At 60.4% G+C, this 23,791-nt stretch carries 23 protein-coding genes; 10 read left to right on the top strand and 13 right to left on the bottom strand.

All coding sequences use genetic code 11. The features are described from left to right. The first annotated feature begins 1 nt into the window (after position 1). The 4 genes from LJX92_RS18850 to LJX92_RS18835 all read left to right on the top strand — a co-directional run bounded on the left by LJX92_RS18850 (position 2) and on the right by LJX92_RS18835 (position 3,142). The gene (locus LJX92_RS18850) at positions 2-730 is read left to right on the top strand and encodes an adenosylcobinamide-GDP ribazoletransferase (protein WP_223018129.1); all 729 of its coding nucleotides are present in this window, start codon (positions 2-4) and stop codon (positions 728-730) included. A gap of 42 nt (positions 731-772) precedes the next feature. Further along, on the top strand, positions 773-1,177 hold the full coding sequence (locus tag LJX92_RS18845) for a MarR family winged helix-turn-helix transcriptional regulator (protein ID WP_005790150.1): 405 nt from the start codon (positions 773-775) through the stop codon (positions 1,175-1,177). Between the two features lie 63 nt (positions 1,178-1,240). Next, the gene (locus tag LJX92_RS18840) at positions 1,241-2,446 is read left to right on the top strand and encodes an MFS transporter (RefSeq protein ID WP_228309920.1); all 1,206 of its coding nucleotides are present in this window, start codon (positions 1,241-1,243) and stop codon (positions 2,444-2,446) included. Between the two features lie 144 nt (positions 2,447-2,590). Further along, positions 2,591-3,142: a glutathione peroxidase gene (locus LJX92_RS18835; protein ID WP_005790144.1), complete on the top strand. Its 552-nt coding sequence runs from the start codon at positions 2,591-2,593 to the stop codon at positions 3,140-3,142. A gap of 65 nt (positions 3,143-3,207) precedes the next feature. On the opposite strand, the gene LJX92_RS18830 is transcribed toward LJX92_RS18835, so the two are convergent. From LJX92_RS18830 to LJX92_RS18815, 4 genes are all read right to left on the bottom strand, one after another. Further along, positions 3,208-4,485, bottom strand: coding sequence for an OmpP1/FadL family transporter (locus tag LJX92_RS18830; RefSeq protein ID WP_005790143.1), 1,278 nt, complete (start codon positions 4,483-4,485; stop codon positions 3,208-3,210). Between the two features lie 146 nt (positions 4,486-4,631). Further along, positions 4,632-5,114 carry a hypothetical protein gene (locus tag LJX92_RS18825; RefSeq protein WP_032880042.1) on the bottom strand — a complete coding sequence of 161 codons (483 nt, stop codon included), beginning with the start codon at positions 5,112-5,114 and terminating at the stop codon, positions 4,632-4,634. A 275-nt stretch (positions 5,115-5,389) separates the two neighbouring features. Further along, entirely contained in the window at positions 5,390-5,614 is a 225-nt protein-coding gene (locus LJX92_RS18820) for a hypothetical protein (protein ID WP_005790139.1), read from the bottom strand. 442 nt (positions 5,615-6,056) lie between these two features. Then, positions 6,057-6,362, bottom strand: a complete 306-nt coding sequence (locus LJX92_RS18815; protein WP_032880043.1) for a hypothetical protein — start codon at positions 6,360-6,362, stop codon at positions 6,057-6,059. A 457-nt stretch (positions 6,363-6,819) separates the two neighbouring features. On the opposite strand from LJX92_RS18815, the gene LJX92_RS18810 reads away from it, so the two are divergent. Both LJX92_RS18810 and rmuC read left to right on the top strand, forming a co-directional pair. Then, entirely contained in the window at positions 6,820-7,143 is a 324-nt protein-coding gene (locus LJX92_RS18810; protein WP_032880044.1) for a hypothetical protein, read from the top strand. Positions 7,144-7,318: 175 nt separating this feature from the next. Continuing rightward, the gene (gene rmuC / locus LJX92_RS18805) at positions 7,319-8,683 is read left to right on the top strand and encodes a DNA recombination protein RmuC (protein ID WP_177464428.1); all 1,365 of its coding nucleotides are present in this window, start codon (positions 7,319-7,321) and stop codon (positions 8,681-8,683) included. Positions 8,684-8,745: 62 nt separating this feature from the next. Here the strand turns inward: rmuC and LJX92_RS18800 are convergent, their stop codons facing one another. The 3 genes from LJX92_RS18800 to LJX92_RS18790 form a co-directional block, all read right to left on the bottom strand. Continuing rightward, complete coding sequence (locus LJX92_RS18800) at positions 8,746-12,216, bottom strand: PAS domain-containing hybrid sensor histidine kinase/response regulator (RefSeq protein WP_228308800.1); 3,471 nt, start codon at positions 12,214-12,216, stop codon at positions 8,746-8,748. Between the two features lie 118 nt (positions 12,217-12,334). Beyond that, on the bottom strand, positions 12,335-12,718 hold the full coding sequence (locus LJX92_RS18795) for a YbaN family protein (protein ID WP_032803663.1): 384 nt from the start codon (positions 12,716-12,718) through the stop codon (positions 12,335-12,337). A 20-nt stretch (positions 12,719-12,738) separates the two neighbouring features. Continuing rightward, the gene (locus LJX92_RS18790; RefSeq protein WP_005790129.1) at positions 12,739-13,326 is read right to left on the bottom strand and encodes a YecA family protein; all 588 of its coding nucleotides are present in this window, start codon (positions 13,324-13,326) and stop codon (positions 12,739-12,741) included. A 275-nt stretch (positions 13,327-13,601) separates the two neighbouring features. On the opposite strand from LJX92_RS18790, the gene recQ reads away from it, so the two are divergent. Beyond that, positions 13,602-15,731 carry a DNA helicase RecQ gene (gene recQ / locus LJX92_RS18785; RefSeq protein ID WP_005790127.1) on the top strand — a complete coding sequence of 710 codons (2,130 nt, stop codon included), beginning with the start codon at positions 13,602-13,604 and terminating at the stop codon, positions 15,729-15,731. 121 nt (positions 15,732-15,852) lie between these two features. Next, complete coding sequence (locus LJX92_RS18780) at positions 15,853-16,287, top strand: MarR family transcriptional regulator (protein WP_003193007.1); 435 nt, start codon at positions 15,853-15,855, stop codon at positions 16,285-16,287. Positions 16,288-16,415: 128 nt separating this feature from the next. On the opposite strand, the gene LJX92_RS18775 is transcribed toward LJX92_RS18780, so the two are convergent. After that, positions 16,416-18,605, bottom strand: coding sequence for a patatin-like phospholipase family protein (locus LJX92_RS18775; protein ID WP_005790125.1), 2,190 nt, complete (start codon positions 18,603-18,605; stop codon positions 16,416-16,418). 84 nt (positions 18,606-18,689) lie between these two features. Between LJX92_RS18775 and LJX92_RS18770 the strand changes: the two genes are divergently transcribed. Further along, positions 18,690-18,977: a SelT/SelW/SelH family protein gene (locus tag LJX92_RS18770; protein WP_043049661.1), complete on the top strand. Its 288-nt coding sequence runs from the start codon at positions 18,690-18,692 to the stop codon at positions 18,975-18,977. 34 nt (positions 18,978-19,011) lie between these two features. On the opposite strand, the gene LJX92_RS18765 is transcribed toward LJX92_RS18770, so the two are convergent. The 3 genes from LJX92_RS18765 to LJX92_RS18755 form a co-directional block, all read right to left on the bottom strand. Beyond that, entirely contained in the window at positions 19,012-19,293 is a 282-nt protein-coding gene (locus tag LJX92_RS18765) for a hypothetical protein (RefSeq protein WP_003193002.1), read from the bottom strand. Between the two features lie 130 nt (positions 19,294-19,423). Continuing rightward, a complete protein-coding gene (locus LJX92_RS18760; RefSeq protein WP_032880046.1) occupies positions 19,424-20,308 on the bottom strand; it encodes a DMT family transporter in 885 nt (294 codons plus the stop codon). Positions 20,309-20,407: 99 nt separating this feature from the next. After that, positions 20,408-21,157, bottom strand: a complete 750-nt coding sequence (locus LJX92_RS18755) for an AraC family transcriptional regulator (RefSeq protein WP_032880047.1) — start codon at positions 21,155-21,157, stop codon at positions 20,408-20,410. Between the two features lie 137 nt (positions 21,158-21,294). Here LJX92_RS18755 and LJX92_RS18750 point away from each other — a divergent pair, with 137 nt between their 5' ends. Then, positions 21,295-22,104, top strand: coding sequence for a UDP-2,3-diacylglucosamine diphosphatase (locus LJX92_RS18750; protein ID WP_228308799.1), 810 nt, complete (start codon positions 21,295-21,297; stop codon positions 22,102-22,104). A 66-nt stretch (positions 22,105-22,170) separates the two neighbouring features. On the opposite strand, the gene LJX92_RS18745 is transcribed toward LJX92_RS18750, so the two are convergent. Beyond that, positions 22,171-23,364: an amino acid aminotransferase gene (locus tag LJX92_RS18745; RefSeq protein WP_228308798.1), complete on the bottom strand. Its 1,194-nt coding sequence runs from the start codon at positions 23,362-23,364 to the stop codon at positions 22,171-22,173. Next, positions 23,364-23,720 (bottom strand): 4a-hydroxytetrahydrobiopterin dehydratase, encoded by a 357-nt coding sequence (locus LJX92_RS18740; protein WP_228308797.1) that lies wholly within the window; start codon positions 23,718-23,720, stop codon positions 23,364-23,366. The genes LJX92_RS18745 and LJX92_RS18740 overlap by 1 nt, the downstream gene beginning before the upstream one ends. Positions 23,721-23,791 lie beyond the last annotated feature (71 nt).

Here is a 23,791-nt window from a genome sequence, read left to right as displayed (position 1 = left end):
GATGTTGCCGTTCTGGATCGCCCTGCAATTTCTCAGCTGCCTGCCGATCCGCTTACCGGGTATGCCGCAGCCTCAGGAGCTAGGCCGTTCGTTACTGTTTTATCCGCTGGTGGGACTGCTGTTCGGTCTATTGCTGTGGGGGTTGAACCTGGTATTGATGGGCGCGCCCTTGCTGCTGCACGCCGCGCTGTTGCTGACGGCCTGGGTGCTGCTCAGCGGTGGCCTGCACCTGGATGGCCTGGCGGACAGCGCCGATGCCTGGTTGGGTGGCTTTGGTGATCGCGAACGCACGCTCAGTATCATGAAAGATCCGCGCAGCGGGCCGATTGCGGTGGTTACCCTGGGCTTGGTGCTATTGCTCAAGTTCAGCGCGTTGGTGGCCTTGATCGAGCAGCGTAATGGCGCCGCCCTGATCCTGGCGCCGTTGATCGGACGGGCTTCGATGCTGGCGCTGTTTCTTACCACGCGCTATGTGCGGGCAGGAGGGTTGGGCCAGGCCTTGTCGGACTACTTACCGCGGATTGTCGGCCAGCAGGTGCTGATCCTCAGCGGATTGACCTGCATCCTGATCGGTGGTTTCAACGGCGGTATTGCGGTGTTGCTGGCGGCGCTGTGCTTTATGGGGCTGCGTCACTTGATGATCAGGCGCCTTGGCGGTACCACGGGCGACACGGCAGGCGCGCTATTGGAGCTACTGGAAGTCGCTGTCCTGGTCGGGTTGGTGCTGTAACGCTTTCTTGCAATTCCTTAACTCCGGGTATATACACGCTCTATGCTTGCTTCCCAATGTTTATGCACCAACCTGCGACGCGCCGCCCGTGGCGTCAGCAGGCATTACGACGGCGCTCTCGACGGCTTCGGGATCAACGTCGCCCAGTATTCTTTGCTGTGTAACCTGCAGCGCCTCGACCAACCGAGCATTTCCAGCCTGGCCGAAGCCATGGGCCTGGATCGCAGCACCCTGGGGCGCAACCTGCGTGTTCTGGAGGGCGAGGGGTTGGTGCAATTGGTCGAGGGCGATGACCTGCGAAACCGCCTTGTGCTGTTGACTGAAAGTGGCCAGCAGCGATTGGCCGCCGCGTTGCCGGCATGGGAAGCGGCGCAACAGAAACTGATTGATAAGCTCGGCGCTGAAAAGCGCGAAACCTTGTTGGCCTTGCTGGATGAACTCGCCTGAACGGCAGTTTGTTCGACTACAAGCGGGTATATACCCGCGAGCGGAGAATAAAAAATGACCTCGATGTGGCGCGCCAGCGGTTGGATCCTTGTGGGGAGTGCGCTGATCCTGGCGTTGTCCTTGGGCGTACGGCATGGCTTCGGCCTGTTTCTGGCGCCGATGAGCAGCGAATTCGGCTGGGGGCGTGAGACCTTCGCCTTCGCCATTGCCTTGCAGAACTTGATCTGGGGCTTGGCGCAGCCGTTTACCGGCGCCTTGGCCGACCGTTTCGGCGCAACCAGAGCGGTGTTTGTCGGCGGCGTGTTGTACGCCGTGGGCCTGGTGCTGATGGGGATGTCCGACTCCGCGTGGTCATTGTCCCTGAGTGCAGGCTTGCTGATTGGCATCGGCCTGTCCGGTACCTCGTTTTCAGTGATTCTCGGTGTGGTCGGTCGCGCCGTACCGCCGGAAAAACGCAGCATGGCCATGGGCATTGCCAGCGCCGCCGGGTCCTTCGGCCAGTTCGCCATGGTGCCCGGCACCCTCGGCTTGATCGGTTGGCTGGGCTGGTCCGCAGCGTTGCTGGCGTTGGGCTTGATGGTGGCGTTGATCCTGCCGCTGGTTGCCATGCTCAAGGACCGGCCGTTGCCGGTCACGGTCGGTCAGCAAACCCTGCGCGAAGCGTTGAAGGAAGCCTGCTCTCACTCCGGGTTCTGGCTGCTGTCTTTCGGTTTTTTTGTGTGCGGGTTCCAGGTTGTGTTTATCGGTGTGCACTTGCCGGCGTACCTGGTCGACCAACATCTGCCGGCCACGGTGGGCACCACGGTGCTGGCCCTGATCGGTCTGTTCAATGTGTTTGGCACCTATACCGCTGGCTGGCTGGGCGGGCGCATGTCCAAGCCGCGCTTGCTGACCGGCCTGTACCTGCTGCGGGCGGTGGTGATTGTGTTGTTCCTGTGGGCGCCAGTCACTGAAGTGACGGCCTATCTGTTTGGCATGGCGATGGGGTTTCTGTGGTTGTCCACCGTGCCGCTGACCAACGGCACCGTCGCGACGTTGTTTGGCGTACGCAACCTTTCGATGCTCGGCGGGATTGTGTTCCTGTTCCATCAACTCGGTTCGTTCCTCGGCGGTTGGCTGGGCGGGGTAGTCTATGATCGAACCGGCAACTACGATTTGATCTGGCAGGTGGCGATTCTGCTCAGCCTGCTCGCCGCGGCCTTGAACTGGCCGGTGCGTGAGCGGCCGGTGGCGCGTGTGCAGGCGCAGATGGAGGCGGCATGTGGGTAGCGGTGCGCTTGATGGTGATGGCGGCAGGGTTGCTTCTGTTGCTACTGGCCTGGTGGGGTTGGCAGCAAGGTGGCCTGGCGTTGATGCAACTGGGCATGGCGATCTGTTAAGTTCAATGCCTGAACTGACTCAAGGACTTTGATCATGTTGATGCGCTGGCTCGCTGTACCCGTCCTCATGGCTGTTGGCAGCGTGGCCATGGCCGCCAGCTGCCCGTCGCTGCTTACGGGCCAATTGCCCAAACTGCGGGCCAAGGAATCCATTGACCTGTGCCAGCAATTCGCTGGCAAACCCTTGGTGATCGTCAATACGGCGAGCTTCTGCGGCTTTGCCCCGCAGTTCAAGGGCCTGGAAGGCTTATATCAACGCTATAAGGGCGAAGGCCTGGAAGTAATTGGCGTGCCGTCCGATGACTTCAAGCAGGAAGCCAAGACCGGGGAGGAGACCGCCAAGGTCTGCTACGTGAATTATGGTGTGACCTTCACCATGACCGAGCCGCAGAAGGTCAAGGGGCCGGATGCGGTGCATCTGTTCAAGGTCCTTGCCGAGCAGGCCGACGCGGCGCCGAAGTGGAACTTCTACAAGTACGTGGTTGACCGCCAGGGCAATGTTGTCGCCAGCTTTTCCAGCCTGACCAAGCCGGACAGCCCGGAGTTGATCAAGGCGGTCGAGCAGGCGATAGCATCCAAACCCTGATAACCAGCCACTGAAAAGCCCCGCCTCCTTCACAGGAGAGCGGGGCTTTTTTATACGGTCGCGGTTTAGAACTTGTAGGTCATGCCCAGGCCGAAACCGTTGGCACTGTTTTCATACTTGGCGTTGTAGCTGGCCAATTGGTTGGAGCGCGAAACCTTGACGTCTTCTTCCTTCAGGTAGGAGTAGGCCAGGTCGATGGTCATGTTCGGCATGACCTCGTAGCCCAGGCCCAGGCTGAAGATCGTGCGGTCGCCGGTCGGGATGCGTGGCGAACGATCCGTGTTGTTGGTAGGCGACTGGTCGAAAGTCAGGCCGGTACGCAACACCACTTGCTTGGTGAGCTGATACGAAGTACCCACGGCATAGGCCCAGGTATCGTGCCAGTTCTGGTCTTCCTTGATAGTGCCTACCAAGGCAGGGGCGAGCGCGCCGCCTGTTGCGCCGGACACGCCGTCGTTCTTGACGGTGATGTCTTTCAAGCGGCTCCAGCGTGTCCAGGTTGCACCTGCATAGAGTTTCCAGGCGTCGGTCAGGTCTTGGGTCACCGACAGGTCGTAGGACTCAGGCGTATCGATCTTCAGCGACGCATCGTAGCGATTGCTGCGCAGGGCGGCAGCGGTCGCGGCTGGTGCGGTGACTTCGGTGTGGCCGTCCAGCTTGTAGCTGACCTTGGAGTGATAGGTCAGGCCGACGCGGGTGGTATCGGTGGCTTGTACCAGCACGCCGATGTTGAAGCCCAGCGCGGTGTCGTCACCCTTGATCTTGATGTTGGTGTCTGGCGCGAGAGCGTTCAGCGTCAGGTCTGATTCCAGGGTGCCGGCGATGCGGTTGATGGTCGGGCCAAAACCAACGGAAACACGGTCGTTGAAGGCGTAGCTGACCGTTGGCTGGAAGGTGATGACTTTCACTTCACTCTTGCTGCCAAAGCCACGGCCCTGGAAGCCGCTTTCGTAGTCGGTTACCAGGCCGAACGGTGCATAGACACCGAAGCCGACAGCCCACTGATCGTTGAGTTTATTGGTGTAGAAACCGAAAGGGACGGCGGTGAATGGCACCATGTCGCCTTTGTTGCTGCCGCGGGAGCGGCCGCTGACGTCGCTGATATCAGTAGAAGCATCAATGGCTGCAACGCCGCCGGTGATCTGTTGACCTTCCAGGCGTGCCATACCGGCAGGGTTGCCGAACACAGTGCTTGCATCATCGGCAGAAGAAGATCGACCTGCAAAACCAGTACCCATCCCGCTGACGCTCTGTTCGTTCAGGGCAAAGCCGCTGGCGAATAGTTGGGAGGATGCCATGGCAACGGCGAGGCTAAGTGTGGTCTTGAGCATTACTTTTTTCATTATTAGAACTCCGAGGTGATCACCGCAGCGGAAAGTAACAATAAATTTGCGATCGCGCTATAGGGTGTAATGCAGGAGATAGAGCGGTTTTGTAGGACAATCCGACCAGATTCGCTGTTTTTTGCCGAATCTTGCAATTTGCCCGGTCAGCAGATCACCTGTTTTATGGTTGGGACGCAGCTTTGCCAGGCTTGGGTAAAATCCCGCAGCCGCCCTTGAGGGTGAAATATTTCTTTCCAGATACGCGCCATGGCCAATACGTCGCCTGGGGCGGGGAGTGCTGGGCGATGTTGTTCTACCAGCAGCCAGGCGATTGCCGTGGCGTATCGCAGGTTTACCGTCAACTCCAACTGGGGCGCACTCAGAAACGCATGTTGGCTGGCCAGCCCGCGCACCAGGCTTGCGCGTTCCGGGTCCAGCGCCAGGTATTCGTCCCAGAGGGCACGGTGGCGGGGTTCAGTGATGCTATAGAGGCCATGGCCGCGCCGATCATGCAGGGCCGACCCCAGTTCTGACTGGCTGGCGGCGATCCCCAGTAACAAGGACTCGGCTGTTGGGTTATGGCAGCCGAGGTAGGTCAAGGTCGGCCTGATCACATAACGACACAATTCGCTGGCGGCAATACCCATACAAGCCTCAGTCCATAAATGGGGTTGACGAGCCTGAGAAGGAGGGCTTGGCAGCGGTGAATCGGATCTCAGGCCCGTCGCAAGCGGACGATGCCGCTTGAGTTGAAGTGTAGTGTCATATTCATGATGTAAAGGACTGTTTTTAAAACATCTTATCTATTCAGTTATAACGTTTATATCTATCGGTGCTTAGTAAATACCGGCCCGCGCCAAATTTCAGGCAATAAAAAACCCTGTTTTTCAGACAGGGTTTTTGTTTTCAGCGACTCGGTCGATCAGGCAGTCAGTGCCTGACGGGTACGCTCGATCACGGCCTGCAGCGGTTCTGCGCTGGAGTATTGATCGGGGTACAGGCGTTCGCTGTGACGAGCGATACCGTGTTCATTGACCAGGGTGAAGCTGAAGCAGCCTTTGCGAGCGGCCATGATCAGGCAGTTCATTGGGGCAAAAGCGTTAGTGAGGGTGCGAATGGCATCCTGAGTGTGGATTTGAGCGTTCATATTATTGGTGTTCCTACAAATGACACGGATAAGAACCGTGCAACGTTAAAACGTTCCAGTAACGCTGATCACCATTGATCAAACGAAGAACCTGACTGGAACAAAGCAGCCAGTTTGAAGCGCTAATAATTTAGGCGCGCTTGGGCTGGCAGGTAGGTACTTAGGAGGGCAGGCAACACAACAGGGGCAAAGGTTCTGGGCCCGGGGTGAAGATCCTGATCAATTTGCAGGTTGGTTCGGTCAGAGTATGTAAACTTCGCGACACCCTTTGCTTGTTCAAAGGCAGTGTCGTCGCAAGCGATACCTGGAAACCATCGAGGTGGTCGATCCCGTGTGGTTCAGGGGACTTGTTCGACCAGAATTGACTTTCAGCTTGGTACTAACGCCGCGGATAGTAACGGAATGAAGCAGGGAAGGGAAGGGGGTTGGCAAAAAACTTTAATCAGCCGCCGAGCAGTCCACGATAGACCAATACGGTCACAGACGCAGCCAGGGCGCAGCCCAGTGCGTAAGCGGCGAGCGTCAGGCGCAAGGACTGGCCGGTCTCGATCAGTTTCATGACCTCGTGAAGATCATTGATCCGGCCGTCACTCAGTTCGATGCACAGGCTCGCGGCGGTAAAGGCGGCCGAGAGCAAAATCGCGATAGCGAACAACGCGCCGTCCGGAGAGGGTAGCGCTGCATTGATTCCCAACGATGTCGCGCAGATGGCCAACAGCAGCATGGCGAAAAGCAGAATTCCTTTCATCGGCCCTACAGAGTTGCGTTGACGGTGGCGCAGTGTGGCGAGCCGGGACAGATTTGAAAAGCCCCCGGGTTTGTCCTGGCAGTAACATGTTTAACGCGTGTTGAATCAAAAAACGCCGGCGATATAACCCTTGAATAGTTACTTGTGCACATTGGTTGCGGCATGTGTAACCCTCCTGCCACTCACCGCGAAGGGCGCCCATTTGCCTGTAATCAAAATTTAAGTCAATGAAAAATCTGGCTTTTTTTTATTGGTGAAAAAATCGTCAGTTTGACCGGGGGCCCCGTTCCATGGGCCTTTGCGCGAGTTCAAGGAGGGTTGTCCACTGAGTTATCCACAGCTTCTGTGGATTGTCCCAAGCGCTTGCTCTAGGACGGGCGTGCAGGTTTTTTTCAGCTTTACCTGTACGAAAAAAAGAGTAGAGTGGCGCGCCTTCCGTTCTGTCCCACAGTGCTTTATGAAGTTTCGCTCAGTATCACCTTCTGTTACCGACACTACTCAAACTGTTACCGCACCCAAGCGTTTTTCCTTGAAGGTCGCTCTGTGGCTGCTCGACAGCCCGCGTCTGGGCCAGAGCCGCAACGTCAAGCACTTCGCTGGGCGTTTGCTCAAGCAGCCTGCCCGGGAAGGCGTGGTGGCCGCACAGAGTCGTCTCGGCCAGCTGATGTGCCGCGAGTGCGGAAACGCACGTGACCGGCGCATTGGTCATGATCTATTACGCTCGGCCGCTCGCGCCGGCGATCGTCGCGCCCAGAGTGAACTGCGCCAGGTCGAAGACTGAGCTGTCTTCGGGCCCTGTGCTTGGTTACCCTTGATCTTTTTTGGTGATGGCAGAAATGGCTATGGTTTTTGACTGGACCAGTATTGCCTTGGGGCTCGTTGGCGCAGCCGTACCGTTACTGGCGCTGTGCTGGCAGATTCAGCGGCGCTTGAACGCGCGCAACACCGGGTGGGAACTGCTGGAAGAACGCCTGGCAAACGCGCAACTGGCCCAAGAGGGGCTCGCCGCCCAGCTGGATGCCAGTCGCGATGAAATCAGCGACCTGAGCCAGGCCAACGCCGCCAAACAAGCCGACCTGGCGGCACTGGGTCGCGAAGTCGAACTGTTGCAGATCGACCGCGATAACGCCCGCGATGCCGCCCATGCCTGGAACCTCGATCGCAGCGCCAAGGAGACCGAACTGCGCCGTCTCGATGCCTTGGCCGCAGCCCTGAGCGCGGAATTGCGCGAGCAACAGGAGAGCCATCAGCAGCGCCTCACTGACCTGCAAGGCTCACGGGACGAGCTGCGTGCTCAATTCGCCGAGCTTGCCGGTAAAATCTTCGACGAGCGTGAACAGCGCTTCGCCGAAACCAGCCAGGAACGCCTGGGCCAGTTGCTCGACCCGCTCAAGGAGCGCATCCAGTCCTTCGAGAAACGCGTTGAAGAAAGCTATCAAAACGAAGCCCGTGAGCGGTTCTCCCTGGCCAAGGAGCTTGAGCGCCTGCAGCAACTGAACCTGCGCCTGTCGGACGAAGCCACCAACCTGACCCGCGCCCTCAAGGGGCAGAAAACCCAGGGCAACTGGGGGGAACTGATTCTTGAGCGGGTGCTGGAACACGCAGGCCTGGAAAAAGGCCGCGAATACCAGACCCAGGTCAGCCTCAAGGGCCCGGATGGCGAGCGCTTCCAGCCGGACGTGCTGATCATGTTGCCGGGTGACAAGCAGGTGGTGGTCGACTCCAAGGTCAGCTTGACCGCCTATCAACAGTACGTCGCGGCGGATGACGAAGTGATTGGCCAGGCGGCGTTGAAGCAGCATGTGCTGTCTTTGCGCAATCACGTCAAGGGCTTGGCCGGCAAGGACTACAAGCGCCTGGAAGGTTTGCACAGCCTGGATTTCGTTCTGCTGTTCGTACCGATCGAGGCGGCTTTTTCCGCGGCCTTGCAGGCTGAGCCGAATTTGTTCCAGGAAGCCTTCGATCGCCATATCGTGATTGTCAGCCCCACCACCTTGCTCGCCACCCTGCGGGTGATCGATAGCCTGTGGAAGCAGGAGCGTCAGAGCCAGAACGCCCGGGAAATCGCCGAGCGTGCCGGTTGGCTGTACGACAAGTTCGTGTTGTTTATCCAGGACCTGGACGAAGTGGGCAACCGGCTGCAGCAGTTGGACAAGGCTTACAGTGCGGCGCGCAACAAATTGACGGACGGGCGTGGGAATCTGGTCAGCCGTACCGAGCAGTTAAGGTTGCTCGGCGCCCGAGCCAGCAAGAGCCTTCCGGCGGATTTGCTGGAGCGAGCGATGACAGATTCGGATGGCGTGGCGCATCTCCCCGAATAGACTTGGGGCCAAATGCGGGAGGGGGCAAGCCCACTCCCACATTTTGACCACGCACGACCCTTTTACAAGGGCAGGTGCCTGCTCAACAGTGCCCTCAACGCCGCCGGCTTCACCGGCTTGGCCAGGTAGTCCAGCCCCGCCCCATGCACCTGCGCCACCATCTCCGGGCGCCCGTCGGCACTGATCACCACGCCGGGAATAGGCTCGGCCAATTGCGCTCGCAGCCAGCCCATCAGTTCGGTGCCGGTTTCGCCGTGGTCCAGGTGATAATCCACCAGCGCCAGTTGCGGTCGCATACCGTCGGCCAGCAGCGCTGCGCACTGGGCCTGGTCGGTGGCGGTCCAGACTTCGCAGCCCCAGCGTGTCAGCAGGCTGCGCATACCGATCAGGATGCTTTCCTCGTTATCCACGCACAGCACCCGCGCACCGCTCAGGGGCAGGCCGTTCTCCATGGCGGCTTTTGGCTGCGGGCTGGCCTGGTTGCGCGCCAGCGGCACGCACACGCTAAACACGCTGCCCTTGCCCGGCCACGAGCGCACGCTCAGGCGATGGCCCAACACGCGGCACAGGCCGTCGGCAATCGCCAAGCCCAGGCCCAGGCCCTTCTCGGCGCGGGTCTGGTGGCTGTCCAGGCGCTTGAATTCTTCGAAGATCACTTTTTGCTTGTCCGGCGGAATGCCCGGGCCTCGGTCCCATACTTCCAGGCACAGTTCGCCCTGACGTCGACGTACGCCCAGCAGTACGGGCCCGTCGGCATAACGGAAGGCATTGGTCAGAAAGTTCTGCAACACCCGCCTCAGCAACTTGATGTCGCTGTCCACTCGCAGGCGGCTGCCGCGCCAACGGAAGCGCAAGCCTTGCTCATGGGCCAGCGCCTTGAATTCTGCGCCAAGGGTGTCAAATAGCTCATTGAGTACAAAGGGCTGGCGTTGTGGATTGATCTTGCCGTTTTCCAGGCGCGATATGTCCAGCAAGTCGCTGATCAGGTCTTCGGCTGAGCGCAACGAGCTGTCCAGATGCTGCACCAGTTGCCGCGCCTCGTCGGACAGGCCGTCGTGCTGGTGGGAGAGGGCGGCGGAGAACAGCCGCGCCGCGTTCAAGGGTTGCATCAGGTCATGACTGACTGCCGCCAGGAACCGGGTCTTCGACTGGCTGGCAGATTCGGCCACGCCTTTGGCGTCGGTCAGCGCCACGTTGAGCTGCGACAACTCATGGGTGCGCTCGGTCACTCGTTGTTCCAGGCCCTCGTTTGCCTCGGTCAGTGCCTGTTCGGCTTCGCGGAACGCGGTGATGTCGGTGAAACTCATGACAAAACCGCCACCGGGCATCGGGTTGCCGATCAACTCGATCACCCGGCCATTGGGAAACAGGCGCTCGGAGGTGTGCGCGCGGCCCTGGCGCATCCAGTGCAGGCGTCGCGCCACGTGCACTTCGGCTTCACCCGGCCCGCACAGGCCGCGCTCGGCGTTGTAGCGAATAATGTCGGCAATCGGCCGGCCGACGCTGATCAAACCGTCCGGGTAGTTGAACAGCTCCAGGTAGCGCCGGTTCCAGGCCACCAGCTTGAGCGACTGGTCCACCACGCTGATGCCCTGGGTAATGTTCTCGATAGCGCCTTGCAGCAGGGCGCGGTTGAATTGCAGCACCTCGGAGGCTTCGTCGGCGATGCGTACTACGTCCTCCAGCTGCATTTCCCGGCCTTCGATCGCGGCTTTCACCACTGCCCGCGTCGAGGAGGCGCCGAGTACGCCGGCCAACAAACGCTCGGTATGGGCGATCCAATCGTTGTCGGCATTCTGGTTGGGGTTGAAGCCTTTACCCTGGCGATAGGCAAAGCGAATGAAGCTCTGCTGGGCACGTTCTTCGCCGACGAAACGTGCAGCCAGGCTGAGCAGGTCGCTGATCTGCACCGACAACATGGAACGAGCATTGGCGCGCTGGTTGATTTCCTGGCCGATAAACCGGCCGGCCTGCCAGTGCTCGGAAACTCGCGTGCGCGACAGCATCGATACCCAGACGAAGAGGGTGAAGTTACCCGCCAGGGAGAACACTGTACCCAAGGTCAGCGACGTCACCGACAGCCCGAATGGGTGGGAGTGCATCCAGGTCAGGCCGGGGAAAAGGCTGAGCGACCAGCCAAGGCTTTTCGCCGTCACCGGTAGGACCAAGGTGTAGAACCACAGGAATGTACCGGCGGCCAGGCCGGCAAATACACCGCGCCGGTTGGCCTGCTTCCAGTAGAGCGCACCGAGCATCGCCGGGGCCAGTTGGGTCACGGCGGCAAAAGCGATCTGGCCGATGGTGGCCAGGCTGGCAGTCGAGCCCAGCAGACGGTAGCTCACATACGCCAGCAGCAGAATGATCACAATGCTCACCCGGCGTACCGAGAGCATCCAGTGGCGGAACACTTCGAACGGCCGCTCGGCGCTGGAGCGGCGCAGCAACCACGGCAACAGCATGTCGTTGGAGACCATGGTCGACAACGCGATGCTGGCCACGATGACCATGCCGGTGGCTGCCGAAGCCCCGCCGATGAACGCCAGTACGGCGAGGGCCGGGTGGGCCTGGGCCATCGGCAGGCTGATCACGTAGGAGTCGGGCAGCACCGAACCGGGCAACAGCATTTTTCCGCCCAGGGCGATCGGTACCACGAACAACGCGGCGAGGATCAAGTACGCCGGAAATACCCACTTGGCCAGGCGCAGGTCCTGCGGGTCAATGTTCTCAACGACAGTCACATGGAATTGCCGGGGGAGGCAGATGATCGCCATCATGGCGACGCCAGTCTGCACCACCATTGATGGCCAGTTGATCGTTTCTTTCCAGTATTCCTCCAGGCGCGGCGCGAGCATGGCCTGGCTGAACAGATCGCCGAAACCGTCGTACAAGCCGTAGGTCACAAACGCGCCGACCGCGAGAAATGCGAACAGCTTGACCAAAGACTCAAAGGCAATCGCCAGCACCATGCCCCGGTGGTGTTCGGTGGCATCGAGGTTGCGCGTACCAAACACGATAGTGAACAGCGCCAGCACCAGCGACACGATCAAGGCTGTGTCCTGAGCCCGGGTACCGGTGGTGTCGGGGCCGGCGCCGATCAACAGGTTTACGCCCAGCACGATGCCTTTGAGTTGCAGCGCGATATAGGGCAGCACGCCGACCAGACAGATCAGCGCGACCACCACCGCCAGGGATTGGGATTTGCCATAGCGAGCGGCGATAAAGTCGGCGATGGAGGTGATGTTTTCCTGCTTGCTGATCAGGATCATCTTCTGCAGCACCCAAGGCGCCAACACCAGTAACAGCACCGGCCCCAGGTAGATCGGTAAAAATGCCCACAGCTGCTCGGCGGCTTGGCCTACCGCTCCAAAGAACGTCCAACTGGTGCAGTACACCGCCAGCGACAAGCTATAGACCCACGCACGCACCCGGGGTGGCAGCGGCGCATGGCGGCGGTCACCGTAAAAAGCGATGGCAAACATAATGGCCATATAGGCCAGGGCAACGGCGGCGATCAGCCCGCTGGACAGCGTCATGGTAACTCCGAGCATAAGAACACCCGGGCATTCCGGGCCCGGTTGGACAGTCTCGCATGATGCCTGTTGTTAGTCAGTGTCGACCAAGGTCGCGTGGGATCTAATGTCGCAGGTGCATTCAGCGCGGGGGCAGGGTTTTCTGGCGCAGGATGTAGATCGTCACCAGCACGGCGCTGGTCAGCATGAAGCCGCGAGCCCACGGCAAGGGCACCAGGTAACAGGATAGCGCGATGCTCAGCCACATCAGGCCGATGGCGTAGACCTTACCCTTTAGTGGAATGCCGTTGCCATCCAGGTAATCACGAATCCATGGGCCCAGCCGTGGGTGTTCCACCAGCCAGTGATAGAACCGCGGGGAGCTTCGAGCGAAGCAGGCGGCGGCCAGCAGTAGAAAGGGCGTGGTCGGCAATACCGGTAGGAAAATGCCAATCACTCCCAGCGCTACGCTCAGCCAGCCGATGGCCAGTAGTACGTAGCGCAGGAGCAGTGAGCGGTTGCCCATGGGTGCCACGGGCAAGCGACTCAGTGGTGACGTGGCTTGAGGATCGCCGGTTTTTCGTCAGGCGCGTTGCACAGCAGGTACAGCGCGGTCAGGGCTTCCGGGATCTGCACGATCATGTCGTCCATCAGGTTGGCATCGGCGGCGATGTCGGAGAACTCTGCTTCTTCTTCGAACAGGCCCGAACCAACCATGATCGGCAGGAGCATTTCGCTGACTTCTTCTTCGGCGGTTTCGAACCAGGCGGCTTCACGCAGGAACACGCCTTCCATGAAACCGATGCACCAGCCGCGCAGGTCGGAGTCGTCCGGGTCGTCGCCCAGGTCGAGGTCGCATGGCAGCTCGAACTCTTCGTCGGAGGCCAGTTGGCGCGCAATGTGGGCCTTGAGGGCGATCAGGGTGGATTCGATTTCTTCGCGCTGGGCGGCGTCGCTGTAATGAGGCTCTTCAGCGAACAGCGCGTCGATCCATTCACGGTCCGGGACGGTTTCGGAGCAGATCGACAGGGCGGTCAGGTAGCCGTGGGCGGCCACGTAGTCCAGCGCCTCGTCATGCAGCTCATCGGCGTCGAGGAAGGCTTGCAGGCGGGTTAGTTGCTCAGCGAAGGACATTGAAGGGCTACCTTGGGAATAAACGATGCTGAATTCTAGGCTTTCTTGAGCGCCCAGGCCAGCCGCACGGCATATTTGCCCGGTTTTAGAGCAGGCGTCTATTCGTCAGTCGCGCCCTTTGGCCGATGACGCTCGGGTATACTGCCGCGTTTTGTGATGCCCCTGCAGGCTTAGCGCCAATCCGGGAAAACTTCGCTTACGGATTATTTTCCGTGAAAGCGTATTTTTTCGGCCAGCCTGTACAGAGGGATTTCGGCACCATTTTGGAGTTTTACATGCTCGAGCAGGCTCAACGCGTCCTCAAGGACATCTTCGGCTACGACAGTTTTCGTGGCCGCCAGGGTGCGATCATTGAGCGTGTGGCCAGCGGCGGCGATGCCCTGGTGCTGATGCCTACCGGTGGCGGCAAGTCGCTGTGCTTCCAGGTACCCGCGCTGTTGCGCAACGGCCTGGCGGTGGTGGTGTCGCCGCTGATCGCGTTGATGGACGATCAGGTTGCCACCCTCGAAGAACTGGGCGTCGCCGCCGCTTCCCTGAACTCCACTCTCAGCGCCGAGCAGCAGCGCGACCTGGCCGCACGAATCAAGCGCGGTGAAGTGAAGATGTTGTACCTGGCGCCGGAGCGTCTGGTGCAGCCACGCATGTTGGCCTTTTTGCAGAGCCTGGAAATCGCCCTGTTCGCCATCGACGAAGCCCACTGTGTATCGCAGTGGGGCCACGATTTCCGCCGCGAATACCTGCAGCTTGGTCAATTGGCGGAGCTGTTCCCCGACGTGCCGCGCATCGCCCTGACCGCCACCGCCGACAAACGTACCCGTGAAGAGATCGTCGAGCGCCTGCATTTGCAGAATGCCGAGCGCTTCCTGTCCAGCTTTGACCGGCCGAATATCTTCTATCGCATCGTACCCAAGGAGCAGCCACGCAAGCAGTTGCTCGCGTTCCTGTCCGAGCGGCGCAGCGATGCGGGTATTGTCTACTGCCTGTCACGCAAGAAGGTCGATGAAGTCGCTGCGTTCCTGTGCGAGCAAGGCTACCCGGCGCTGCCTTACCACGCCGGCCTGCCCAATGAAACGCGCTCTGCGCACCAGAAACGCTTCCTCAACGAGGAAGGCCTGATCATGGTGGCGACCATCGCCTTCGGCATGGGTATCGACAAATCCAACGTGCGTTTCGTGGCGCACATGGACCTGCCCAAGTCCCTTGAGGCCTATTACCAGGAAACCGGTCGTGCCGGCCGAGATGGCCTGCCGGCGGATGCCTGGATGGTCTACGGCCTGCAGGACGTGGTGATGCTCAAGCAGATGCTGCAGAACTCCGAAGGTGACGAGCGTCACAAGCGTCTGGAGCAGCACAAGCTCGACGCCATGCTTTCGTTGTGCGAAGAAACCCGCTGCCGCCGTCAGACGCTGCTGGCGTATTTCGACGAAGACATGCCGCAACCCTGCGGTCACTGCGACAACTGCATCGACGGCGTGCAAACCTGGGACGCTACCGAGCCTGCGCGCCAGGCGTTGTCGACGATCTATCGCACTGGCCAGCGCTATGGCGTGGGCCATCTGGTGGATGTGTTGCTCGGCAAGGACAATGAAAAAGTTCGTAGCTTCGGCCACGAAAAACTGTCGGTCTATGGCGTCGGCAAGGCCCGTGCCGAGGGCGAATGGCGTTCGCTGTTTCGCCAGATGGTTGCCCGTGGCCTCGTCGACATTGATATCGAAGGCTATGGCGGGCTGCGCCTGAACGACAGTTGCCGGCCGTTGCTCAAGGGTGAAGTCAGCCTGGAACTGCGCCGCGACCTAAAGCCGCAGGCCAGCGCCAAAAGCAGCAGCACCAGCCAGGCCAGCCAGTTGGTGCGGGGCGAGGAGCGCGAGCAGTGGGAGGCGTTGCGTACCCTGCGGCGCAAATTGGCGCAGGAACACAGCGTGCCGCCCTACGTTATCTTCCCCGACTCCACCTTGCTGGAAATGCTCCGCGAGCAACCCACCACCATGGCCGAGATGGCTCGGGTCAGTGGCGTGGGTGCGCGCAAGCTGGAGCGTTACGGGCAGGCCTTCCTCGAAGTGCTCGGCGGCCAGGCAGAAGCGCCGAAGGAAATCGCCGATATTCGCCACGAACTGATCAGCCTGGCCCGCGCTGGCATGACCCCGATCCAGATCGCCGGCCAACTGCAATGCTCGGAAAAAAATGTGTATACCCTGCTCGCCGAAGCCATTGGCAAGCAACAGTTGTCGCTGGAGCAGGCCCTTGATTTGCCTGAGGATTTACTCGGCGAAATCCAGGATGCCTTCCTCGACGGAGAAGGCGAATTGCCACCTGTAGTGGAGATCGCTCCATTGTTCACCGGGCGTGTTCCCGAGGGTGTTTTGTACTGCGTGCGTGCCGCTTTGCAGTCGGAATTCGAAATTTAGTGTGGCAATTACGACAATGTAACGAATCAGTACATACCGGGCCTTGCCTACTGGCATGGCTCATGCTTAGCTGACTAATAATTAGCCACACTTTATTTTCAGTCTTAAACATGAGTTTTTTATGCCGTTAACCGATCAACACCGTTTTGGCATGCAGTTGGCGCAAATGTCCCGAGGTTGGCGCGCTGAGCTGGACCGTCGTTTGGCGGGGCTAGGGTTGTCCCAGGCGCGCTGGCTGGTGCTGCTGCATCTGGCCCGTTTTGTCGAAGCACCTACCCAACGTGAACTGGCACAAAGTGTCGGCGTCGAAGGGCCGACCTTGGCGCGCCTGCTCGACAGCCTGGAAGGCCAGGGCCTGGTGCAACGCCAGGCCGTGGTGGAAGACCGCCGCGCCAAACGCATTTTGTTGTGTGATACCGCTCAACCGCTGATCGACCAGATCGAGACCATCGCCACGGCCTTGCGCCATGAGCTGTTCGTTGGGGTGAATGAAGAGGATCTGCGCGTGTGCATGCGTGTGCACGAGCACATTCTGGCGAACCTGGAAAAGTCCTGACTCCCAATTCGCCGAGAACCAAATGTGGGAGGGGGCTTGCTCCCGATTGCGGTGGGCCAGCTACAGAATTGTTGACTGATACCCCGCCATCGGAAGCAAGCCCCCTCCCACATTAGTTCTGTGCTGTGTCAGAAGGTCTGCCCCAGGTTCAGGTACACCGCCTTCTGATTATCATCATTGAACCCATAGCTGAAATTCAGCGGCCCCAGTGGCGTATCAAACCCCAGGAAAATACTCGCGGCATTGATATACCCGCTGTCGAATTCGTTGTCGTTGTTCCACGCCCGGCCCCGTTCCAGTGAGGCACCCAGGTACAACGGGAAGTCCAGTGGCAGGTACGAGCGTGGGGTCAGCCGGCGGAAGTACACCGCGCGCATCAGGCTGACGTTCTGGCCCGAAATCGCATCCTGGCGAAAGCCCGACAATTGCCGCGCCCCACCCAGCAGGAAGCTGGAGATCACCACATCGGAATTATCCAGCGTGCGTCCATAGCGACCGCCGAGTATCAGAGTGTCCGGGCCATGGCTCATGGCCTTGTCCAGTTTGAACTCCCATTGACGGTAGCGCTGGTCCGAACCCAGTCCGGGTTCGAATTCGCGAAAGGCCAGACCTATGTCTTCGCCGCTGTGCGGGAAGTAGACGTTGTCGAGGGAGTCGAAGGAATATTTAAGCTCATAGAACCCTTCGCTGAAACTCACGCTCGGCAGGTCGCGCTCGCCGATACGCACGTCCGCCTTGCCCCACGCCTCACCTACGCCGAAGCGGATCTCGCCGCTGTTGCCGATCTGGCGTCCTACGTTCAAGCCAAAGCCATAGCGTTCCAAACGATATTCGGAGATGGGGTCGTTGTCCAGGATCAGCTCAACGTTCTGCGCCTCGGCTCTGATGTAAGGCGCGACGAAGTAGCGCGACCCGGTGTCCATCGGTTGGTAGAACTCGCTGTACAGCTCCTGTCGATCACCGATCTGCACCCGAGTCAGCCATTCCGCGCCGAGGCGGTTGATGCCGTTCACTCGATAGCTGGCGCCAAGGTTGAAAGCGCTGTCGCCGCGCATGTCATCCGACAGGTTCAAGCCCAGGCGCAGGTAGTCGGTGCCGCTGCGCTTGCCCCGCGCGCTGATCACCAGGGTGTTGTCCTGGCCCTTTTTGACCACGCGGTATTGCACCTGCTCGAAGTAATCCAGGCCGTACAGTGTGCCCATGTCCGATTGCAGGCGCCCCAGGTTCAGCGGTTCTCCCAGCCCCTGACGGATGTAATAGCGGATCACGTCGTCGCTGACTTTGGAGTCGTTCTCCACCTTGATAGCGGTGATCACCGGGGTGCGCTCGCCCGGCGTGCGTGCAGCCACCAGTTGCGCGTCGATGGGCTCGACCGGACGCAGGTTCGCCAGGCGCACATCGAGAGCGCGGGTGGCGCGGTAACCGGCGTCGATCATGTCTTTGGCGCGGCCGAAGTCGGTCACGCCATAGGCGGCCAGAGGCGGTTGGATCAGCACATCCTTGGGGTTCAGAGCCTTGAGTTGCTCCTCGGAATTGCGCCGGGTCATCAGGGTGATGGACTGGTTGAGCACGTCCACCACGGTCGCCAATTGCTTGCGCGAGCGCAGCGGGGTGCCGATGTCGACCACGATGGCAATATCGACGCCCATCTCCCGCGCCACATCCAACGGGATGTTGTCGGTCATACCGCCGTCCACCAGCAGGCGGCCGTCCAGTTCCACCGGGGCGAACACGGCGGGGATCGACATGCTGGCGCGTATCACCTGGGGCAGGTGGCCCTTGCTGAACACGACTTTTTCGCCGGTGGTAATGTCGGTGGCCACTGCGCGGAACGGGATCGGCAGCTTGTCGAAGTTACGCGTGTTGCTGCTGTGGGCAAACATGCTTTCCAGCAGCAGCGCCAGGTTCTGGCCCTGGATCACACCCAGTGGCAGGCCGAGGCTGCCGTCGTCGCGGAAACTGAGTTTCTGCTTGACCAGGAAATCCCGGTCGTCCTGTTTGCGCCGAAACGGTACGTCTTCGCGTGGTGGGGCGTCCGACAGGGCCTGTTGCCAGTCGATGCCCAGCGCCAGCTTCTCCAGTTCGTCGATTTTGTAGCCCGATGCGTACAGCCCGCCAATTACCGCACCCATGCTGGTGCCGGCAATCGCATCAATATGGATGCCCTGTTCCTCAAGGGCTTTGAGCACACCGATATGCGCCAGGCCACGGGCGGCACCACCGGACAACACCAGGCCGATTTTAGGGCGGGGTGCTTCCAAGGCTTCGGCAAGCAGGGGGACTAGGCATAGGAACAGGCAAGACAGCAGGCGGCGCATCATCAATCTCGAGGCTGGGCGATAAAGGCCGCTATTATAGCCACTCGATTCGCTGGGCCCGTCATGTCAGGAGCCGCTTAAATTATGTCTGCAAGCAAACCCGAGATCGTTATCACTTATTGCACCCAGTGCCAGTGGTTGCTGCGCGCCGCGTGGCTGGCCCAGGAGTTGCTCAGTACATTTGCCGATGATCTGGGGCGCGTGGCGCTGGAGCCGGCCACCGGTGGCGCCTTTCGCATCACCTGTGATGGCGTGCAGATCTGGGAACGCAAAGCCGACGGCGGCTTTCCCGAGGCCAAGGTACTAAAACAGCGGGTACGCGACCAGATCGACCCGCAGCGCGATCTGGGCCATAACGATCGTACGCAATGAAAGTCACCGCCACAGAGGGGCGGTGACCCTACCGCTACTTGGCAGCGAGCTTTTGTTTGATAAAACCGACGGCCCACGTCAATACCAACCCACCGACGCCACCGCCGACAATATTGCTGCCGATCGCGGCAACATCCAGCGCTTCGCCGCTGGTGGTGCCCGTGAGTGCGGCGACAATCTGGCCCAGCACCAAGCCGCCGACTCCGCCGAGAAAGGTATTGAGCCCTGTCCCCAGGCTCTGTTTGGTCATGCCGGCGATGTTGCCACCGACGGCACCGCTGATGATCTGGACCAGCAAGCTGATGAGCATTTCCATGATGAAACTCCTGCATCGCATTGAGGGGTGACCACTCGCTTGCAGCAACTTCAGAAAGCACCATGGCTGTCGTCGAGGAGTCTTTATCCGTTGAACGACTACAGACTGTTGCGGACGTTTAAAGTATAGATCAGGCTGTGGTTGCCGGTTGTTTGGCCTGGCTGGCGCTGCCCATCAGGCCGGAAAGCACGATGGCGAGGATGATCAAGGCGCCGCCCAGCAACATGCGTAAGGTCGGGGTTTCGGCAAACAACAGCCAGGCCACGGTGATGCCGTAGACAGGTTCCATGGCAAACACCACCGAGGCAGTGCGCGCCTTGATCACGGCAAGGCTGGCGACAAACAGGCTATGGGCAAGACCCGTACAAAACACTCCCAGCAACCCGATCCATAGCCAGTCAATCCCACGTACATCCGCCAGCCCTGGTGCGGCCACCGGCAGCAGGCAGGCCGCGACCACCACGTTCTGGCACAGCGCGGCCTGTACAGCAGGAATGCGCCCGGAGCTGGCGCGATTGTTCAGCGATAACAACGAGAACAACAGCCCCGAGGCGATCCCCCACAGTAGGCCGCTGGTGGCCTCGCTGGCGAGGTTGAAATCCGGGGTCACCAGCACCAGGCCAACGGTGACCAGGGCCACTAGCAGCACTTCATTGGCGCGAATGCGCTCGCGGAAGATCAACCCTTCAAGGATCACGGTAAAGGCCGGAAAGGCGGTAAACCCCAGGGTCGCCACGGCCACGCCGGCGACTTTGACGGCAATAAAGAACGTCACCCAATGCGCGGCCAGCAACACACCGCTGACCAGCAGGCGGCGCCAGTCGCGCATCTCCAGTGTCTTCCAGGGCGCGTTGCTGGCAAAGCGGGCAAACACCGCCAGGGCGAGCACAGCAAACGCGGCGCGACCAAACACGATGATGGCAGGGGAGGCCGCCGCCAGCTTGCCGAATACGCCGGTGAGGCCAAACATCAATGCGCCGATATGCAGGGCGCCGAGGGCTGAACGGGGAGTCATTGCGATCCTTGAAGCAACGGGGGTAACAGCCTCGCAGTCTAGAGGCATGGTTTGCGGGCGTCTGTCGCCGGCCTCGCGATTTTTAGCGTGGGGCTCTTGTCAGTCGGCCCGACGCAGGGCGCTGGGCGTGGCGCCAAACTCGCGCAACATGGCGGCACTGAATGCGCTTTGCGAGGCGTAGCCGACGCGCTCGGCAACCTCACCAATGGCAAGCGGTGTGCCGCGCAAAAGCCCCAGCGCCATGTGCAAGCGACGACTGCGAAGATAATCCATCGGCGTTTGCCCGCATTCGGCCATGAAGCGTGCATGCAGGCGCGCCACGGAAAGCCCGGCGATGCGCGCCAGGTCGGCCACCTGCAACGGGCGCGCAGCATGGCGCTGGATATGGGCATTGAACGCTGCATAAGGCAGGCGCCGGCCAGGCTGCGATTTAGCCTGGGGATGATTGAGGCTGGCCAGTAACAGCACCGCACCTTGCTGGACGATCAGCGGGTCGTCCACCGGGCTGTGCGCCAGCCACTGCACCAGTTGGCTTTGCCGCGGATCCAGCGTCAGTCGCGCCGGTTGCCCCAGCAAGCGGCGACTGGCATCGGCATGCTCGCCCAGGGATTGCACCACCCAATGCTCGGTCGGCACATCCAGCACCAGGCAGCGGCTGCCATCGCGGCTGCCACAGGCATGGTGAGTGGAGAAGGGCAGCACCATCACACTGCTCTCGCGCACTTGGCTGCCACGGCCATCGACTTCCAGCTCCAGGTGCCCGGACAGGCCGAACACCAACTGCGCATGATCATGGCTGTGAGCGATGGGGGCTTCGAGGTAGTGGCGTAGCGTGAGGCTCGGGCTCATCGCAATCTCCAGGGCGGCAAGGCGCCAGTCTACAACGCTTTGCGGGCATTGAGCGCTGTCATCAGACTGACGCACAGCTGTCATGGGCTATTAATCGCCAAGGCGCAAGCTCGCGAAAACAGCGTCGAGGGATGCCCATGACCCATGCCGAGTTCACCCAGCCCAGCCGCAAGCAACGGGTGCGAACCCTGTGGATTTCCGACGTGCATCTAGGCACCCGGGATTGCCAGGCCGAGCACTTGTCGCAGTTTCTCAAGGGCTACCACGCCGACAAGGTCTACCTGGTGGGCGATATTATCGATGGTTGGAAAATGCGTGGCGGCATGTATTGGCCCCAGGCCCACACCAATGTGATCCGTCGACTGCTGACCATGGCCAAGCGCGGCACCGAGGTGATCTACGTCACTGGCAACCATGATGAATTTTTACGACGCTATTCCAAGCTGATCCTGGGCAATATCCAGTTGGTCGATGAGGCAGTGCATGTGACCGCCGACGGTCGGCATCTATTGGTGATCCATGGCGACCAGTTCGATGTGATCACCCGTTATCACCGTTGGCTGGCGTTCCTCGGCGACTCGGCCTACGAATTCACCCTCACGCTTAACCGCTGGCTCAACCATTGGCGCGCGCGCTACGGTTATGGCTACTGGTCGCTGTCGGCGTACCTGAAACACAAGGTGAAAACCGCCGTGAGCTTTATCAGCGATTTCGAAGAAGCGATTGCCCACGAAGTCACCAGGCGCGAACTGCATGGGGTGGTGTGCGGGCATATCCACCATGCCGAGATTCGCAAAGTGGGCGAGGTGGATTACCTCAATTGCGGGGATTGGGTGGAATCGTGCACCGCGCTGATCGAGCACTGGGATGGGCATATCGAGTTGTATCGGTTGGCGGACGTCCAGGCCAGGGAGGCGCAGCTCAAGGCTGAAATGGTCGCTGGCTAAAAGCCTCGCCTCGGTAAAAATGTGGGAGGGGGCGTGCCCCCTCTCACATTTTTGATCCCGCAGTTTTCAGTTGGAAACGTCGGCGATAGCTTGGGCCAGCAGCGTCAAACGTGTCGCATCCACCCCGGCCACGTTGGCCCGGCCTGAACTGACCATATACACGCTGTGCTCCTCGCGCAGTTGCTTGACCTGCTCGGCACTCAAACCGGTATAGGAAAACATCCCGCGCTGCGCGCCGATATGGGCAAACTTCTCGGCCAAGCCATGGGGCTTCAAGGCTTCCACCAACCCGGAGCGCAAGTGCGCGATCCGCGAGCGCATGGCCTCGACTTCCTCGCTCCACAGTTTTTTCAGCTCGGTATCACCGAGGATGGTCGCCACCACGGCAGCGCCATGATCCGGCGGCGTCGACCACAGGTTGCGGGCGATATTCGCCAGTTGGCTGCGCACATCGGTGAGCTTTTCGGCATCCGCAGCACACAGGATCAGTGCGCCGACCCGGTCGCGATACAGACCGAAGTTCTTCGAGCAGGAACTGGTGACCAGCACTTCCGGCAACTCGGCTGCAAACAGGCGCACCGCCCACGCGTCCTGCTCCAGGCCATCACCAAAGCCCTGGTAAGCAAAGTCGATCAGCGGCAGCAACTGGCGTTCCCGCACAATCTGCAACACCTGGCGCCAGTCATCCTGGGTCAGGTCGAAGCCGGTCGGGTTATGGCAGCAGGCATGCAGCAGCACCACGTCACCCTTGGGTACCGTGGACAGGGTCGCAAGCATCGCCGCCACATCCAGGCGATTGTCGCTGCCTACGTAAGGGTAGTGACTGACCTTAAGCCCGGCCTTGGCAAAAATGGTCTCGTGGATTGGCCAGGTCGGGTTGCTCAACCACACGCCACGGCCAGGCAGGCTCTGGGCGATAAAGTCAGCGCTCAGGCGCAGGGCGCCGGTACCGCCTGGGGTCTGGGTGGCGCCGGCGCGGCGTTCGCGCAACAAGGCCGAATCGGCACCGAGCACCAGCTCACTGATCAGGGGGCCGAAAGCCGCGTCACCATGGCCACCGATGTAGGTCTTGGTCACCTGGGTATCAACCAGGCGCTGTTCCGCCAGCTTCACCGAGTGGGGAATCGGCGTCAGGCCCTGGTCGTCCTTATACACGCCCACGCCCAGGTCGAACTTGTTCGGGTTGGCATCCTGGGCATACAGGTCCATCAGCCCGAGGATCGGGTCACCGGGCACGCGGCCAATCGCATCGAAGTGCATTACTTGCGGCCCTCGGCAGTCTTGGCCACTTCGTCGGTGCGCGCAGCCATGATGAAGTCGTTGCGGTGCAGGCCCTTGATGGAGTGGCTCCACCAGGTCACGGTGACTTTGCCCCATTCGGTGAGCAGGCCAGGGTGATGGCCTTCGGCTTCGGAGATTTCACCCATGGCGTTGGTGAAGGCCATGGCGAACTTGAAGTTCTTGAACAGGAAGACCTTTTCCAGCTGCATGACGCCGTCGCGCACTTCGATGTTCCAGTCAGGGATCTGCTTGAGCAGCACCGGCAGTTCTTCATCGCTGACTTGCGGGGCATCGGCGCGGCAGGCTTCGCAGTGGGCTTGGTTCAAGGTGGTCATGGGAGGTGTCCTGAATTCGAATGTTTGAAGGTCAGTGGCGTTACCCTAAAGCAACGCGCGGCCAGGGAACA

The organism is Pseudomonas sp. HN8-3, assembly GCF_020790195.1.
In the GTDB taxonomy this organism is placed as follows: Bacteria; Pseudomonadota; Gammaproteobacteria; order Pseudomonadales; family Pseudomonadaceae; genus Aquipseudomonas; species Aquipseudomonas synxantha_A.
This window is presented reverse-complemented; position numbering and strand designations above follow the sequence as displayed.

Coding starts and splice junctions, on each gene's coding strand:
- recQ (WP_005790127.1), top strand. CDS start 13,602: ATGCTCGAGCAGGCTCAACGCGTCCTCAAGGACATCTTCGGCTACGAC.
- LJX92_RS18780 (WP_003193007.1), top strand. CDS start 15,853: ATGCCGTTAACCGATCAACACCGTTTTGGCATGCAGTTGGCGCAAATG.
- LJX92_RS18795 (WP_032803663.1), bottom strand. CDS start 12,718: ATGGGCAACCGCTCACTGCTCCTGCGCTACGTACTACTGGCCATCGGC.
- LJX92_RS18835 (WP_005790144.1), top strand. CDS start 2,591: ATGTTGATGCGCTGGCTCGCTGTACCCGTCCTCATGGCTGTTGGCAGC.
- LJX92_RS18825 (WP_032880042.1), bottom strand. CDS start 5,114: ATGGGTATTGCCGCCAGCGAATTGTGTCGTTATGTGATCAGGCCGACC.
- LJX92_RS18745 (WP_228308798.1), bottom strand. CDS start 23,364: ATGCACTTCGATGCGATTGGCCGCGTGCCCGGTGACCCGATCCTCGGG.
- LJX92_RS18740 (WP_228308797.1), bottom strand. CDS start 23,720: ATGACCACCTTGAACCAAGCCCACTGCGAAGCCTGCCGCGCCGATGCC.
- LJX92_RS18755 (WP_032880047.1), bottom strand. CDS start 21,157: ATGAGCCCGAGCCTCACGCTACGCCACTACCTCGAAGCCCCCATCGCT.
- LJX92_RS18765 (WP_003193002.1), bottom strand. CDS start 19,293: ATGGAAATGCTCATCAGCTTGCTGGTCCAGATCATCAGCGGTGCCGTC.
- LJX92_RS18840 (WP_228309920.1), top strand. CDS start 1,241: ATGTGGCGCGCCAGCGGTTGGATCCTTGTGGGGAGTGCGCTGATCCTG.
- LJX92_RS18800 (WP_228308800.1), bottom strand. CDS start 12,216: ATGACGCTGTCCAGCGGGCTGATCGCCGCCGTTGCCCTGGCCTATATG.
- LJX92_RS18830 (WP_005790143.1), bottom strand. CDS start 4,485: ATGAAAAAAGTAATGCTCAAGACCACACTTAGCCTCGCCGTTGCCATG.
- LJX92_RS18820 (WP_005790139.1), bottom strand. CDS start 5,614: ATGAACGCTCAAATCCACACTCAGGATGCCATTCGCACCCTCACTAAC.
- LJX92_RS18845 (WP_005790150.1), top strand. CDS start 773: ATGCTTGCTTCCCAATGTTTATGCACCAACCTGCGACGCGCCGCCCGT.
- LJX92_RS18850 (WP_223018129.1), top strand. CDS start 2: ATGTTGCCGTTCTGGATCGCCCTGCAATTTCTCAGCTGCCTGCCGATC.
- LJX92_RS18760 (WP_032880046.1), bottom strand. CDS start 20,308: ATGACTCCCCGTTCAGCCCTCGGCGCCCTGCATATCGGCGCATTGATG.
- LJX92_RS18750 (WP_228308799.1), top strand. CDS start 21,295: ATGACCCATGCCGAGTTCACCCAGCCCAGCCGCAAGCAACGGGTGCGA.
- LJX92_RS18815 (WP_032880043.1), bottom strand. CDS start 6,362: ATGAAAGGAATTCTGCTTTTCGCCATGCTGCTGTTGGCCATCTGCGCG.
- LJX92_RS18775 (WP_005790125.1), bottom strand. CDS start 18,605: ATGCGCCGCCTGCTGTCTTGCCTGTTCCTATGCCTAGTCCCCCTGCTT.
- LJX92_RS18770 (WP_043049661.1), top strand. CDS start 18,690: ATGTCTGCAAGCAAACCCGAGATCGTTATCACTTATTGCACCCAGTGC.
- LJX92_RS18810 (WP_032880044.1), top strand. CDS start 6,820: ATGAAGTTTCGCTCAGTATCACCTTCTGTTACCGACACTACTCAAACT.
- LJX92_RS18790 (WP_005790129.1), bottom strand. CDS start 13,326: ATGTCCTTCGCTGAGCAACTAACCCGCCTGCAAGCCTTCCTCGACGCC.